Consider the following 14,179-nt stretch of genomic DNA (forward strand, 5'->3'; position numbering starts at 1 on the left):
CCCTATAAACCACGCCTAGCAATGCTTTCAGACTTTAAAAAACTACTTTTACCGGACATTAAACTACAAATGCCGGACAAAATGGACTTAAAAAACTACTTTTACCGGACATAGAAACTACTTTTACCGGACATTAAACTACAAGAAAAAGTTTGTAGTTTTGTTAAAAAACTACAAAAATAGTAGTCAAAAAATAAACGACAATGTATGTTTAAGCTACATAAATACCAATGTAGTTAGTTAGTTTTTTGGGGTTGTAGTTATATGGACGAAAATAAAAAAACATATCCTCTGAGCTGGGTTGTTATGCAAAACAATGTTCAAGAATGCTTTAAGAGTATGAACATTGATGAAAAACGAATGTTAATACTTGCTAGCCCAATTGCTAGAACCACTGATGCAACTGAAAAAGACCGAATTATGATTACGGCAGAAGAGTTTGCTAGAGAATGTGGCATTAAAACGCATTCCGCATATACGCAGTTAGAACTAGCCAGCAAGAATCTACTTAAAAGAAATTTCTCTTATAACAATGAAAGAGGAAAAAAGGTGCTGTCGAATTGGGTGATTGATTGCACTTATGAAGACGGAGGGATAGCTATACGTTTCCCTGAAATCGTTCTACTGATGTTAAAAGAGTTTGATAAATTAAACCCTTATACAAAATATAAAAAAGATATCGTACTAAGTTTGAAAAAAGATTACTCATTCGATCTTTATCATTTAGCTAAAAAGCATCAAGCAATGGGACAATTTGAAATGTCCTTAGAACATATAAAAAATGAGCTGGGTTTGCCCAAATCTTATGACAAACTCTGTAATTTAAAAGACCGAGTAATGAAGCCTTCATTAAATGAGATTACAACTAATACAGATATTGAACTCACTTATGAAAATGTAAAAAAAGGGCGTTCAGTAGTTGGCTTTAAATTTATAGTGAAAGAAAAACCTAAGCCAAAATTAATAGCGCCTCAGCGAGATCAAAGAACTATAGATATGTTCTGCAATTTATCTGATGCTCAAATTAACAAGTACAGCACTATTTTATCTAAACTTTCTGAGCTATCAGACCTCAGTAATTTCCCAGACTACCCGACATTTGCCCTCTGGATTAGTGGCATCTTACGAGATCCGAAAAGTGTAAGAGAGGAAACAACAAAACGGATTTTTAAAGCTCTTCATAGCAAGACGGATTTTAAACCATGAGAACTAAGGCTGAATTAGATGCAATGAGTCATCAAGAACTCAAAGATTATGAGCAAAGTTTACTTGCTCTGTGGACACCAAGAATGGCTATTGAAAGTGACATTGAAAGGTTAAGCACTCATCACAGCGAATTATTAGAGGTTTTTAATCAATTAAAGAATCCGGATGCACCTAAAAATTCACGTTTAAAAGATTCAATCTTGTCTCTGAAATATAAAATCGAATCGCTTGAAGGTAAGTTGAGTGATCTTATTCAAGATAATCGCTTAAATTCTGCAGATTGAATTATTCAGTTTATTTAATCAAAATCGTGGAACATTGATTAAAGACTAGGCGTGGAACGTGAAAAGTAATAAAAAAAGCCCAGTCATTGACGACTGGGCTAGAAAATTGAAACTACAGCGTTGAATTTTCACGAGAATTATAACAAATTTCGTATAAGGTGTATTATGTTAATTTTAGATAAACTATAGAATCCATTAGTTTTTAAACCAATAAATTAAATATTTTATGGAACTCCAGAATATTTATTCAGGCGATACTTAAGCAATAAGGGTAGGGTGATTACATAAAGTATTGCAGCTAATGCCCATACCATTCCAGGAGCTGATGCCTGAGTCATAAAATAGAGGCTAGTAACTAATACAGGACCAATTATAGCCCCCAGACTATTAAAACTGCTTAATAGCCCTTGTAATTCACCTTGTCTTTCATCACTAATACCTCTGGACATCATTGCTTGCAAAGCAGGAGCGGCTACTCCACCAAGGGCAAACAATGGTAACAACGCAAAAGGCACCCATTCTTCAACAGCAATAGATAAAAGAAGTAAACCAATTGCATCGCAAGCTATTCCACATAACAACGTATTTTTCTCTCCAAACCTCTTTACCATAGGGGCGATAGCAAAAGCCTGTGCAATAGAATGGCATATTCCATAACTAGCAAGGGAAACACCTGCAATAAATATACTCCAGCCATAACGATCCTGCCCATAGATAACCCATAAAGTTGCGGGGACTTGTGAAACCAATGTGATAATTAAAAAGATACCAAGCAATGGAGCCATATTAGGTTGAGTGATCAAATAGGATAATTTCTTTAATATTGATTGCTCCTGAACCTTCTCAGTCATTTTATTGCTGTGTTTTGATTCTTTTAATAAGACTGCTGTCATTATTAAATTAATCCCATTCATAAAAGCAGCAGCAAAGAACGGTGCATGTAAGTTCCATTCACCCAAAACTCCACCTATTACCGGACCCGCTATAAACCCAATACCAAAGACAGCTCCAAGGAGACCAAACCTTTTTGCACGCTCATGGGCTGGAGTAATATCTGAAACATAAGCTGTTGCAACAGCCATGTTGGCACCTGTAATTCCCGCAAAAATACGACCAATATATAGCCACAATAGAGAAGGAGCAGCAGCCATTAGGAGATAATCAGCCGTTGCACCAGCAATTGAAATAATTAATACAGGTCGACGTCCAAATCGGTCACTCAACGCTCCAAGGATAGGTGCAAAAATGAACTGCATCAGAGCATACACAGCTAATAAAGCACCATAGTGAACACCGCCTGCTTCAGCTCCAGCCAATGACCGTAATAATTCAGGCAAGATCGGCATAATTAAACCAATCCCAACAGCATCCAGAAATATAGTGATTAAAATCACGCTCAATGATTTCTTCACAAATGCCTTCTCTAGCAATGATAGAATTAATATTCTCTCACACACTCCCTATCAGTGATAGATTTATGAGTAAAAAAGATATTGCACCTCAACGTCTGACACGTGAAATAGTCCTGCGTACCGCATTGGATATGTTGAATGAAGAAGGCATAGATTCAATAACCACACGCAAGCTAGCTCAACGATTGGGTATTAAATCTCCAACTCTATATTGGCATTTCAAGAATAAATCCTTGTTAATGGAAGCAATGGCGGAAACCATTATAAATGAACACCATTTAGTTTCTTTACCCATCGATGGGATGACATGGCAAGATTGGTTGCTCGCTAATTCTGTAAGCTTTCGTCGAGCACTACTAGCTTACCGTGATGGTGCTCGTCTACATGCAAGAACTAGCCCCAGTCAAGGACATTTCAACACGATTGAGGCCCAAGTTGCGCTGTTATCTCATGCTGGGTTTTCTCCTGTTGAAGCAGTTGCATTACTTATGACATTAGGAAGGTTTATTGTTGGGTGGGTCCTTGAGGAGCAGCAAGAAGAAATAAGATCAGACCCACCATTCGAAGCCGATCCAACTATATATCCACTCATGCTCCAAGGAGTGAATACCTTACAAAATATGAATGCGGATGACATTTTTGAAAATGGGATTCGTATGGTGATTATCGGTGCTGAAAGACAACTTGATATTAAAATGCAAACTTAACTCTATACTGCTTTAAGCAACTGTTCTATTTAGTAATAAAGCTTTTATCCTTAATTATTTAACATAATAGAGCTTATACGAAACGCAATTTAAAATATTATTGTTTTTCATATAGTTATAAAATTTTGACTGACTTCAAAAACAGTAAAAAGCCGACTTAGAAACAAGTCGGCTTTTTTATGAGCAGGTTTGATACCTTTTGCCAAGAACATAGGTTATTAAATAATCAATTGATAAAATATATTCTTATTATTTCATTTACTCATAAAATATATTCATTATAATGTTGTGTATTCGATCGAATACAATAAAGAGGAACTTTCATGACCGAGATTAAACGTCTCCCTGAATTTGATGAATGGCTAGATAGCATTAAAGACAGTATGACCCGTCTTAAACTGAATCGAAGATTAGATAAGGTTCAGCGTGGTAATTGGGGCGATGTAAAGCATCTTCAAGAAGGTGTTTGGGAAATGCGAGAGTTCTTCGGACCAGGTTGGCGCATGTATTACATCAAACATGGTGATGTAATCATTGTGATGCTTGGAGGTGGTGATAAATCTACACAGCAAAAGGATATAGAACGAGCTGTTGATTTATCAAAATCTTTAGAGGATTGAAAAATGGTTAAAATAGCTGATCTACCTAGCTTTGACATGGCAGAAGCACTTAAGAGTGAAGAAGATATTGTAATGTATCTTAATATGGTTCTTGAAGAGAATGACCCTGCTGAACTAGCTCATGCACTTGGTGTAATTGCTAAAGCTCGTGGTATGACTCAAATCGCTAAAGAAGCAGGAATTGGACGTGAAGCACTTTACAAAGCACTCCGTCAAGATTCAGCACCTCGTTTTGATACGATTAATCGTGTAGTAAATGCTTTAGGTCTAAAACTAACTGTGCAGAATGCATAACTATTAATAAAATTTTGTCTAAGTTCCATCTTATTTAACATAAAATCTCATATACGAAATTCGGGTGTTAGAACCCATTCAAAGTGTACTCATCAGTACACTTTGAAATTTTGATATAAAAAATTTAACATAAAATCTCATATACGAAATTCGGGTGTTAGAACCCATTCAAAGTGTACTCATCAGTACACTTTGAAATTTTGATATAAAAAATTTAACATAAAATCTCATATACGAAATTCGGGTATTAGAACCCATTCAAAGTGTACTCATCAGTACACTTTGAAATTTTGATATAAAAAATTTGGTGGTGTTTCAAAAAGTATGCTGGCATTAAACGAATCCATTATTGATATAAAAGAACACTAAATCAAAGGCTTTGAAATGATTTTCAAGCTTTTTGGAGAAGTTGCAGCTTCTCCTAAAGCCTCGCCTGATTCGATGCCGTAATCGACAATTATTGCCTTCTATACCCACAGTGAAAAATTTACCAATCAACTGTTTGCATTCTTTAAAGGTCGTAACAAAGCTATCCCAATGGTCACTTGATATACATGTATAGCTTACACCTAACTGCTTCAATTTTAATTTAAGTCGTTTTGCAGTGGCTAAATCTCGGTTACCCCATACATAAGCAACAATTTCACCTGTTTCTCGATGATAGGCATAAATTAGCCATTGTTTATTTTGCTTATGACCAACAAAAGTCCAAAACTCATCTACTTCAAGGGTTTCATAATGACTTTGCTGTGCTCGAAGTTGATATTTTGATTGGCTAAGTGTCCGTAGAACTTTACCGATACTTACTCTTTCAATTTCTGCTATATCCCTGACACCACTGCCTCGCACCATGAGGTGTAATATTTTGGTTTTGATACCTGAGTGACAGCCTTGATAACTGAGAGCATGATCACCAATAAATTGACGTCTGCATATTTTACATTGGTAATTTTGCTTACCATCTACTTTTGTGCCATTTTTCTTTATACTGTCACTTAGGCAGGCTGGACACTTGATTTCTAGAGTTATTCGCATTTCTCTATTTTATCAAAATCCAACCTGCTTTTTTTCAGCATACTTTTTGAAACACCACCACAACTGTTAATGCTGAAAATAGAGCTTATACTCAACTTATTCGTCCATAATATATAAATTCACAATATTTAAAAGCTGGCTCATTTCAGTAAAAGTCGCAAGATTTTTCATTTTCACAAGGCTTTCCTTTAGAATAGGCGCATCTTATTTCTTAGCTTTGATTTCTCAATGATTCAGTTAGACCAGTTATCTATACGTCGCGGTGGACGTGTTTTATTTCAAAAAGCGTCGATGCAGTTACACCCAGGATGGAAAATTGGCCTAACCGGTGTCAATGGTGCCGGGAAATCGACCCTGTTTTCAGCTTTGCTTGGTGGCATGGAGTCAGACACCGGTTCGTTGACCCGTCCTGCGGTATGGACCGTGGCGCATATGGCGCAGGAAATCAAAGCGCTGAATATGAAAGCCATTGATTTCGTCTTGTCCGGCGATGAAGAATACTGGGATATTCAACAGAAACTGGAGCAGCCAGATCAGCTGGATGATGCAGAACTGGCCCATTTATATGGCCGTTTTGATGAAATTTCAGGTTATTCTGCGCCGGCCAAAGCTTCGCAACTGATGGCCGGTCTGGGCTTTTTTGAACATCAATCCCAACTGGATGTTTCAAGTTTTTCTGGTGGCTGGCGCATGCGCCTGAATCTGGCGCGTACCCTGATGAGCCGTTCCGATTTACTCCTTCTTGATGAACCGACCAACCATTTAGACCTGGATGCCATTCTCTGGCTCGAAGACTGGCTGAAAGCCTATGAAGGTACGCTGGTGCTGATTTCGCATGACCGGGATTTCCTCGATGCGATTACCGATCATATTTTACATATTGAAAATCAGGAACTGATTTTATATACCGGTAACTACTCGACCTTCGAGCGCACCCGCAGTGAACGTCTGGCGCAGCAGCAACAGGCTTATGAAAAGCAGCTGGAAACCCGCGCACATCTGCAAAAATATATTGACCGTTTTAAAGCGAAAGCCACCAAAGCCAAGCAGGCACAGAGCCGGATCAAACAGCTGGAGCGTATGCAGGAACTGTCTGCTGCCCATGTTGATACACCATTTACCTTCAGTTTCCGTGAACCGACCAAAATGAGTTCGCCTTTATTGCAACTGGAACATGCCGATATTGGTTATGGTGACAAGCTGATTGTCACCAATGTCAATTTACAGATCACGCCAAGCAGCCGGATTGGTTTGCTCGGGATGAATGGTGCCGGTAAATCCACCCTGATTAAATCGCTGGTCGGTGATTTAAAATTGCTTCAGGGTCTGCGTAAAGATTCAGAACTGCTCAATATTGGCTACTTTGCCCAACACCAAATGGATGCACTGGATGGCAATGCCAGCCCGATGTTACAGCTGGCCCGTATTGCCGATAAAAAAATCAGTGAAGCCAGCCTGCGTTCTTTCCTGGGCAGTTTTGGTTTTAGCGGCGAACGCATGGATACGCCAAGTGAAAGTTTCTCAGGCGGTGAACGTGCCCGTCTGGCTCTGGCATTGATTGTCTGGCAGCGTCCAAACGTGTTGATTCTGGATGAGCCGACCAACCATTTAGATCTGGATATGCGTCATGCATTGACCATGGCCTTGCAGGATTTTGAAGGTGCTGTGGTGCTGGTATCGCATGAGCGCCAGCTGATTGCCAGTGTCTGTGATGAATTGCTGCTGGTACATAATGGTCAATGCCGTGAATTTGACGGTGATCTGACCGCTTATGCCGACTGGTTACGTCAGGCCCGCATTGAGATGATCAAAAACGGGCAGAAGCCAGCCGAGCCGGTGAAATCTCAGGTCGAAGTCAAAGCAACCATTTCCAGACTGGACAAAGAAGCACAGCGTAAGGAAGCGGCACGCCAGCGGGAACTGAGCCGCCCGATTCGTAAAAATATCGAAAAATGTGAAACACAGATTTCAAAGGTTACGCCGCGACTGGCTGAAATTCAAAGCTTGCTCGGAGATAGTGCTTTATATGATGCCTCACGTAAAAATGATTTGCTCAAACTGATGAATGAGCAAACTGAGCTGAAAGCCAAACTGGAAACAGCCGAAGAACAGATGCTGGAACTAATGATGGAACTGGAAAGTCTGGAGCAGTCCTTCTAACACTATTTCAACACCCCCATTATCTGAGAGATGAGTAACAAGCGTTATTCATCTCTTTTTTTTATTAAAACCACCCATTTTTAATATTTTCCTCCTGCTTTTCATCTCCGTGTAGTTCCTTGCTATTCTTGAGTACTGCATCTCTTCTTCAAAACTTGACACATTTTGTCGTGAATTACGCAAGTGCCATATAAGTTTATTTTTTGGTGGTGTTTCAAAAAGTATGCTGAAAAAAAGCAGGTTGGATTTTGATAAAATAGAGAAATGCGAATAACTCTAGAAATCAAGTGTCCAGCCTGCCTAAGTGACAGTATAAAGAAAAATGGCACAAAAGTAGATGGTAAGCAAAATTACCAATGTAAAATATGCAGACGTCAATTTATTGGTGATCATGCTCTCAGTTATCAAGGCTGTCACTCAGGTATCAAAACCAAAATATTACACCTCATGGTGCGAGGCAGTGGTGTCAGGGATATAGCAGAAATTGAAAGAGTAAGTATCGGTAAAGTTCTACGGACACTTAGCCAATCAAAATATCAACTTCGAGCACAGCAAAGTCATTATGAAACCCTTGAAGTAGATGAGTTTTGGACTTTTGTTGGTCATAAGCAAAATAAACAATGGCTAATTTATGCCTATCATCGAGAAACAGGTGAAATTGTTGCTTATGTATGGGGTAACCGAGATTTAGCCACTGCAAAACGACTTAAATTAAAATTGAAGCAGTTAGGTGTAAGCTATACATGTATATCAAGTGACCATTGGGATAGCTTTGTTACGACCTTTAAAGAATGCAAACAGTTGATTGGTAAATTTTTCACTGTGGGTATAGAAGGCAATAATTGTCGATTACGGCATCGGATCAGGCGAGGCTTTAGGAGAAGCTGCAACTTCTCCAAAAAGCTTGAAAATCATTACAAAGCCTTTGATTTAGCGTTCTTTTATATCAATAATGGATTCGTTTAATGCCAGCATACTTTTTGAAACACCACCCAAAATCATAGTCATGATAAGAAATTACAGCATATCGGGTATTTTTCTTAGTCGGACTTTTAATATAACCTTTAACTGTTGCCTCCCCTTGATCAAGTAACTTTTTCAAATAGAAATCTTTGATTTGGTTTTCTATAAGCGCATTACCTCTATAGAACCTAAGCTTCTGACTGATTTCCGCCTGTTCTTCCAGGTTGTCTTCATCAACAAGTTTTAGCTGTTCGGATTGGTCAAGGAATTGAGCATAATTATATTGAGCAAGTTCGGATGTCCAAATCAGTAACTGATCAAGGTTTTTAGGCATAGGAACTTTCAAATCATTCAAATCAAGCTTTTTAATGGGCGCAAGTTCTTCTTCCTTAAACTCTGTTCTTTCTAAACTTGATTGCTTTAACATAATAATTTCCTTAACTTCCACTAATTTTAAAACATAATAAAAACTATAAATGAGTGCTTAGAGCTTTCATTTTTAGATTTAGCTATTTGGGGTCAATAACGCATAAATCCCCATACTTCCCATAGCCACACTGCTCTTTCATCACTCGGACGCAAGGCTTGGACTCTTCTCCAACGGCACAACTTTGAATATCAAACTGAATACCTTGCTGCCTTAAACTCTCGATCTTTGGAATATTCTCTAAAGGCTTAATATAAGATGCAAATAGCCACGTCATAGTCAGTATGAGAACTGAAAAAATACCTAAGAAAATGGTAATTAACTTCCATGAAAATTGATCACTGGTTGATTCAATCGAATTTTTTAAATGTCCAAGTGCTTTGGCAGTCTTAATAAGTTCCGCTGTACCCTCCTGTAAGCCCGTATTTAGCGATTTTGATACAGTATGATGGGTTTGCCCTGCGATGACCTTCTGAATGCGTTCCTCGGTGATTTGAAGCTCTTTAACGGCCTGATTAACTAAGTTTTGCTGTTGTTCTGCAACTGCCATCAGTGCATATAGCTTTTTTTCATCAGGTGTCATCGACTCATCCCCTTATAACTCATGGTTTTCTGTTGCTCTCGTTCTAATTTCTGCTGTTCTTTGTACTGTTTCAAAGCAAGCTGTTTGAAGGTATCAAAATCAGCCTTAAAGCTTTCAATACCCTGTTTAATTTCTTTGTCTGAAATTGGACTGTCTTTAAGGTCTTTCAGGTCTTTTTTCGGGTCGCCTAAATCAAGTCGTTCAAGCTCTTTATGGACTGTTCGTGACTGTTGCAGGGCTTCCCTGATTTCAGGATTCTTCGCTTGGCTTGGTAGCAGTTTTTTCTCAGGTTCTTTCTCTATGCCTTGCTCTTTGTAGCTTCGCATATCAATACGGCTGTCAATTTGATGTTTTTCTAAATGGCTGTTGCATAAATCTGCCCATCTTTGGCGTAGGTCTTTAATATCGGTTTTTCGTTCCTGGTAACTCTTGCCTGTATTGTCTTTTTTAGCTCCGCCACGTTCAGGATTCTTGCTGTTATAGCGTTTAAAATATTGCTCTGGATCTCGCTCGATTCCATCTTGTAGACGTTCATTAAACATGAGGTGAACGTGAGGCTGATCGTTGCCGTCCATTGCTTTAGGGTTATGAATCGCAAACTGATACGGATATTTTGAGCCAATTTCAGACTGAATGAAGTCCTCAACCAGTTCTAGGCGTTGCTCGGCATTCATCTCTCTAGGCAGGGCAATTTCATATTCTCGGTAGGTACTACCATTTTTGCGCTCATAAAGGTCGGCTGCCTGCCAAAAGTTAATCGGATTATGTTCTGCCCATTTCGGCATGTTTCCATAGTCACTATGTTCAAGGTCAGTTTTAGCCTGTTCCTCTTTTTTCTTTTTTTCTTCATCCCGATCTATATATTCGGCATGCGGTGCTGCCTTTCCTGCCTTACCGACTTTGACACTTAAACGAGCAATCGCCATTAGGTTTTATCCTGTTCCTTTTTTCGGTTGCGTTCCTTCTTAAACGCTCTTTGATCGAGTATCGAAGCAAGCACCATAATGAGGATGAGTAGCGGTGCTGCGATCACGCCAAAAATAATATCTTTGATCTTTCCCAATACCTGTTTTAGTTGCATGTTGTTGCTCCTAGCTTTGGTACTTCTTTTTTTCATTCAATTTTCAATTGAACGAAAAAAAGAAGTTTCAGGGTTTTAGGGATGAAGTCCCTAACGTGCTTAGGTTTCTCAATGAAATTGAGAAACGTCTAAGCGCGCCATCAAATTTTTGATGGAAGTACAGGCGAACTTCTCTAGGACGAACTTTAACAAAATTGCGGACATTGGACGTAATTATTTTGTTATCGTTCTTTGAGAATTGAGCCTGTACTTTTGCGGTATCTTACTTGAGGAATTGAATATGAATAATGATTGGCTGTCTGAAAAAATTACCTATATTTCTGCTTTAAAGAATCCCAGTGATGCACAAAAGCTTTTATTAGAATTAGCTCAAATCCAATACCGTACCCCTGACCAAGAGAAAAAACTGAATGCCTTGATCAAAGCAGAAAAAGCCATAGATCGAGCGAATAAACAAAAGGTAGTGGTTAGAAAATTATTGAATGCTGAAAAGGAAGCTGAACGTAAAGCTCGTACACGGCACCTTATTCAATTAGGTGCACTTTTTGAGATTGCAAATCTAGGTCAACGGGACCCAGCAGAATTACTTGGAGTTCTGCTTAAAACTGCTGAAATCGACCCAAATGATATGAAGTGGCAGATTTGGAAAGAACTCGGACAAGAAACTTTAAATCAACGTAAAAAGACTTAAAATTTATATTTCAATATATTCTTTAATTTAAATAATTAAAATCATGAAAAAAATCCCAACTCTGATAAGTTGGGATTTTAAAGATATTGAAGTTTAATAATAGAAATTTTTGTAAAGTACATTATGTTGATTTTAGTGAAAATCAAGAATTAATCATTAAAAAAATCAATAAGATTCCATGAAATACTAGCTGAATATCTTTCATTGTTATCAAGTAAATTAATAATTTCCATTTCATAACCAGCTAGTAGTGCTTCACCAATATTAGAACGTCCAAAATGTAGCTTTAATTCAGACTTTACAGATGGAATATTTACAAATTCCTTTAATGGTAATGATATTCTATCTATAAAATCCTGATCTTTAATCAATTCATCATCATATTGATAGTTAGTTTTTAAATACTTATTAAGCTTATCTATGACTTCATTTTCAATACCAGATAGAAATAAATGAGCTAACCATCCTTTTTGACTTTTAAATGTATAACTCTTAAAACTGTTTCCAATTAGCTCTGAATAAATATAATTATCTTGGTCATTAATATAATAAAAATGAGTACTATCTACCGACACTGACTGTCTAGGATGATCATATATAAATGCTAAAAACTTTATTTTTTCAACATATCTTACTTTATAATTCTCATCAATCTGAATTAGCTCAAAATTTTTAATATCTGAATAATATCCTCGGCTGTAAGCATTAATGAAAACTTTTTTCCTTAATTCATAATTACTAGGAAAACTTCTAGAAGGATTTCCATGCACTACTTCAATTTCTTTATCTTTCTTTGAAAAAAACACAGTTAATATCTCTATTTCATATTTTAATTTAACAACTAATAAAAAATGGTTGAATCTTTGGACGCTGTTTTTGTGATTCAATCCAAAGTGAGTGCTTAGATTGAACACGCATTAACAAGTCTGCACTGATACCTAAAGCATCATGTAAACGTAAAGCTACATCTGCCGTTACAGGCGCTTTGCCATTAATAATTCTAGAAAGTAATGGACGTGTTATTTGAATGCGTTCAGCAAGTTCTGTAATTGTAATCGCTTGTCCTTCTTCTTTTAAACCATCTAACCATTCAGAAATTAACTCGCCTGCATGAGCTGGATTATTCATCATCATGTTCACCTCAATGATAGTCCTGATAGTCCACGATATACGCATTGCCATCTTTAAAAATAAAAGTCAGACGCCAATTAGCATTGACAGTAATTGCCCAGTGATCTTTTAATTTACCCTTCAAAGGATGAAGCTTCCACCCAGGGAAATTCATTTCATCAATGCTTTGCGCTTCATTCAAAGCAGTTAATTGTCTTTTTAACTTTGTTGAATGAACAGACTGAATACCTGCTGTAGAACTGGTTTTAAAAAATCGTTCCAGTCCTTTATGATTAAAATCTACAATCACAAAAAATCATCCTTTGTATAGTTTTAATATACAGTAACTCGTTCAGTAAAACTATACACAACACATAATATTTAGTTTGGGTAAATAGCCTAAGCATTATGAGAGATTGAGTAAACACACTCTCTATCTCCAAAACTAACTAACTAAATGCTCTCAACTCTCTCAACTCTACCCCAAAGCGTCGCACTTCGTGCTTTGGCTTTGGTGAACGGTTGAGAGAGTTTCGGCAATACTCACCCTAAGGGCGGTCATTTTAAAAAATAACCTATCCCCTAAGTATTGCCGATTTACCTGTATATATTTGGCTTCGGAGCCACGTATATCGGTCGTATCCGCACATAGCTTTGCTGACTATGCAGACAAGGACTCAAAGTCTTGCACTTCGCTCCACGCGCTCCCTGTCGTTACATTGCCTGTATCTCTGCGAGGGTTTCCCCAACTTACAACTTAACAAGTCCTATGTAACTACTCCCAACGCTCCGCCTATGTGAAGTTCCCCTGTAAGCGGTTTAGCCTTTCGACCATAGCTACAATACGCCAGTGACACTTATTCCTACCACACGTACTGCATGCCGACCGTAAAACGGACACGCAGAAGCGGGCAAAGCTCGATCTAGGATACTTATTTGACGATTTAAAACACGAATTAACGAAGACTTATCATTTTGAGGCTTGATATAAACACTGTTTATTGTGAAAATAGAATTCAGGTACAAGCCTTTTGGTGAAATCATAACGGTCGTCAAACCTTATGATCTTCGTTACTTGATGTTCTAGCATCAAATAACTGCGTACCGCTGAATTTACTGGAAAACCCCTCTAAGTTGCAAGACTTAGAGGGGTTTTTGTTTATAATTTTAAATTACAAGTTACTTATCCTTGTTTAAAGCAAATTTTCGCTTCTTAATTACAGTAATTGGCTTTTCTTGTGGAGCCATATTTTTCTGAATGGCTCCCTGCTTCATCTCTACTGGGACAGCACTATTTTCAGTAGTCTTTGGACTAGATTCTTTAGGCTTTGACTCTGTTGGCTTTTGCAGAGTTGCTTCCTTATTTTTAATTTTTATATAAATTTTATGAGCAACTGTATTGTGCTCCTTAATTTCCCTGTTCTTATCAGCCAATTTTTTATACTGTTCTTTAAAAGGTCTTATAAATTTTTTGATAGCTGATAAGAACACGGCTTCTTCAGGGTATATGTCCGCTAATGTCTTAGGTGTTTCCTTTTGCACGAAATTGATGAGATCGGCTGGAAATTTATTAAGAATCTCTGGAGTAGCAAAGCTTACAAAATCA

16 protein-coding genes and 2 pseudogenes are annotated in these 14,179 nt (G+C 37.7%); 8 read left to right on the forward strand and 10 right to left on the reverse strand.

Annotated elements, in window-relative coordinates:
- Positions 1 to 264 precede the first annotated feature (264 nt).
- Together FSC11_RS15840 and FSC11_RS15845 are read left to right on the forward strand one after the other, a co-directional pair.
- Positions 265 to 1,206, forward strand: coding sequence for a replication initiation protein (locus FSC11_RS15840; RefSeq protein ID WP_020846814.1), 942 nt, complete (start codon positions 265 to 267; stop codon positions 1,204 to 1,206).
- Entirely contained in the window at positions 1,203 to 1,490 is a 288-nt protein-coding gene (locus FSC11_RS15845) for a hypothetical protein (RefSeq protein WP_004870774.1), read from the forward strand. The genes FSC11_RS15840 and FSC11_RS15845 overlap by 4 nt, the downstream gene beginning before the upstream one ends.
- 224 nt (positions 1,491 to 1,714) lie before the next feature.
- Here the strand turns inward: FSC11_RS15845 and tet(39) are convergent, their stop codons facing one another.
- Entirely contained in the window at positions 1,715 to 2,902 is a 1,188-nt protein-coding gene (tet(39), locus tag FSC11_RS15850; RefSeq protein ID WP_046267530.1) for a tetracycline efflux MFS transporter Tet(39), read from the reverse strand.
- Between the two features lie 65 nt (positions 2,903 to 2,967).
- On the opposite strand from tet(39), the gene FSC11_RS15855 reads away from it, so the two are divergent.
- The 3 genes from FSC11_RS15855 to FSC11_RS15865 all read left to right on the forward strand — a co-directional run bounded on the left by FSC11_RS15855 (position 2,968) and on the right by FSC11_RS15865 (position 4,523).
- Positions 2,968 to 3,609 carry a TetR/AcrR family transcriptional regulator C-terminal domain-containing protein gene (locus tag FSC11_RS15855; RefSeq protein ID WP_004787586.1) on the forward strand — a complete coding sequence of 214 codons (642 nt, stop codon included), beginning with the start codon at positions 2,968 to 2,970 and terminating at the stop codon, positions 3,607 to 3,609.
- Between the two features lie 323 nt (positions 3,610 to 3,932).
- Positions 3,933 to 4,229 carry a type II toxin-antitoxin system RelE/ParE family toxin gene (locus FSC11_RS15860; RefSeq protein WP_004787583.1) on the forward strand — a complete coding sequence of 99 codons (297 nt, stop codon included), beginning with the start codon at positions 3,933 to 3,935 and terminating at the stop codon, positions 4,227 to 4,229.
- 3 nt (positions 4,230 to 4,232) lie between these two features.
- The gene (locus FSC11_RS15865; protein WP_004787581.1) at positions 4,233 to 4,523 is read left to right on the forward strand and encodes an addiction module antidote protein; all 291 of its coding nucleotides are present in this window, start codon (positions 4,233 to 4,235) and stop codon (positions 4,521 to 4,523) included.
- A gap of 333 nt (positions 4,524 to 4,856) precedes the next feature.
- Here the strand turns inward: FSC11_RS15865 and FSC11_RS15870 are convergent, their stop codons facing one another.
- Positions 4,857 to 5,558, reverse strand: coding sequence for an IS1 family transposase (locus tag FSC11_RS15870; RefSeq protein ID WP_004282341.1), 702 nt, complete (start codon positions 5,556 to 5,558; stop codon positions 4,857 to 4,859).
- Between the two features lie 228 nt (positions 5,559 to 5,786).
- Here FSC11_RS15870 and FSC11_RS15875 point away from each other — a divergent pair, with 228 nt between their 5' ends.
- Together FSC11_RS15875 and FSC11_RS15880 are read left to right on the forward strand one after the other, a co-directional pair.
- Positions 5,787 to 7,718, forward strand: coding sequence for an ATP-binding cassette domain-containing protein (locus tag FSC11_RS15875; RefSeq protein WP_154320142.1), 1,932 nt, complete (start codon positions 5,787 to 5,789; stop codon positions 7,716 to 7,718).
- 264 nt (positions 7,719 to 7,982) lie between these two features.
- A complete protein-coding gene (locus FSC11_RS15880; RefSeq protein WP_154320143.1) occupies positions 7,983 to 8,684 on the forward strand; it encodes an IS1 family transposase in 702 nt (233 codons plus the stop codon).
- A 28-nt stretch (positions 8,685 to 8,712) separates the two neighbouring features.
- Here the strand turns inward: FSC11_RS15880 and FSC11_RS15885 are convergent.
- From FSC11_RS15885 to FSC11_RS16160, 4 genes and pseudogenes are all read right to left on the reverse strand, one after another.
- Positions 8,713 to 9,108: pseudogene (locus FSC11_RS15885) on the reverse strand (hypothetical protein); the annotation flags it as partial.
- Between the two features lie 82 nt (positions 9,109 to 9,190).
- Entirely contained in the window at positions 9,191 to 9,691 is a 501-nt protein-coding gene (locus FSC11_RS15890; protein ID WP_163167891.1) for a hypothetical protein, read from the reverse strand.
- A complete protein-coding gene (locus tag FSC11_RS15895; RefSeq protein WP_163167893.1) occupies positions 9,688 to 10,617 on the reverse strand; it encodes a MobA/MobL family protein in 930 nt (309 codons plus the stop codon). The genes FSC11_RS15890 and FSC11_RS15895 overlap by 4 nt, the downstream gene beginning before the upstream one ends.
- Positions 10,617 to 10,772 carry a hypothetical protein gene (locus FSC11_RS16160; protein ID WP_171521753.1) on the reverse strand — a complete coding sequence of 52 codons (156 nt, stop codon included), beginning with the start codon at positions 10,770 to 10,772 and terminating at the stop codon, positions 10,617 to 10,619. Before FSC11_RS16160 ends, FSC11_RS15895 begins: the two co-directional genes overlap by 1 nt.
- A 280-nt stretch (positions 10,773 to 11,052) precedes the next feature.
- Here FSC11_RS16160 and FSC11_RS15900 point away from each other — a divergent pair, with 280 nt between their 5' ends.
- Positions 11,053 to 11,463: a conjugal transfer protein TraD gene (locus FSC11_RS15900; RefSeq protein WP_163167895.1), complete on the forward strand. Its 411-nt coding sequence runs from the start codon at positions 11,053 to 11,055 to the stop codon at positions 11,461 to 11,463.
- A gap of 149 nt (positions 11,464 to 11,612) precedes the next feature.
- On the opposite strand, the gene FSC11_RS15905 is transcribed toward FSC11_RS15900, so the two are convergent.
- From FSC11_RS15905 to FSC11_RS15920, 4 genes and pseudogenes are all read right to left on the reverse strand, one after another.
- Positions 11,613 to 12,269 (reverse strand): hypothetical protein, encoded by a 657-nt coding sequence (locus FSC11_RS15905; protein WP_163167897.1) that lies wholly within the window; start codon positions 12,267 to 12,269, stop codon positions 11,613 to 11,615.
- Between the two features lie 28 nt (positions 12,270 to 12,297).
- Positions 12,298 to 12,597, reverse strand: a complete 300-nt coding sequence (locus tag FSC11_RS15910) for a HigA family addiction module antitoxin (protein WP_218944685.1) — start codon at positions 12,595 to 12,597, stop codon at positions 12,298 to 12,300.
- A gap of 7 nt (positions 12,598 to 12,604) precedes the next feature.
- Positions 12,605 to 12,883 carry a type II toxin-antitoxin system RelE/ParE family toxin gene (locus tag FSC11_RS15915; RefSeq protein ID WP_163167899.1) on the reverse strand — a complete coding sequence of 93 codons (279 nt, stop codon included), beginning with the start codon at positions 12,881 to 12,883 and terminating at the stop codon, positions 12,605 to 12,607.
- Positions 12,884 to 13,752: 869 nt separating this feature from the next.
- Positions 13,753 to 14,178: pseudogene (locus FSC11_RS15920) on the reverse strand (hypothetical protein); the annotation flags it as partial.
- Between the last annotated feature and the right edge of the window lies 1 nt (position 14,179).

The organism is Acinetobacter schindleri (genome assembly GCF_010918895.1).
GTDB classification, from domain to species: Bacteria; Pseudomonadota; Gammaproteobacteria; order Pseudomonadales; family Moraxellaceae; genus Acinetobacter; species Acinetobacter schindleri.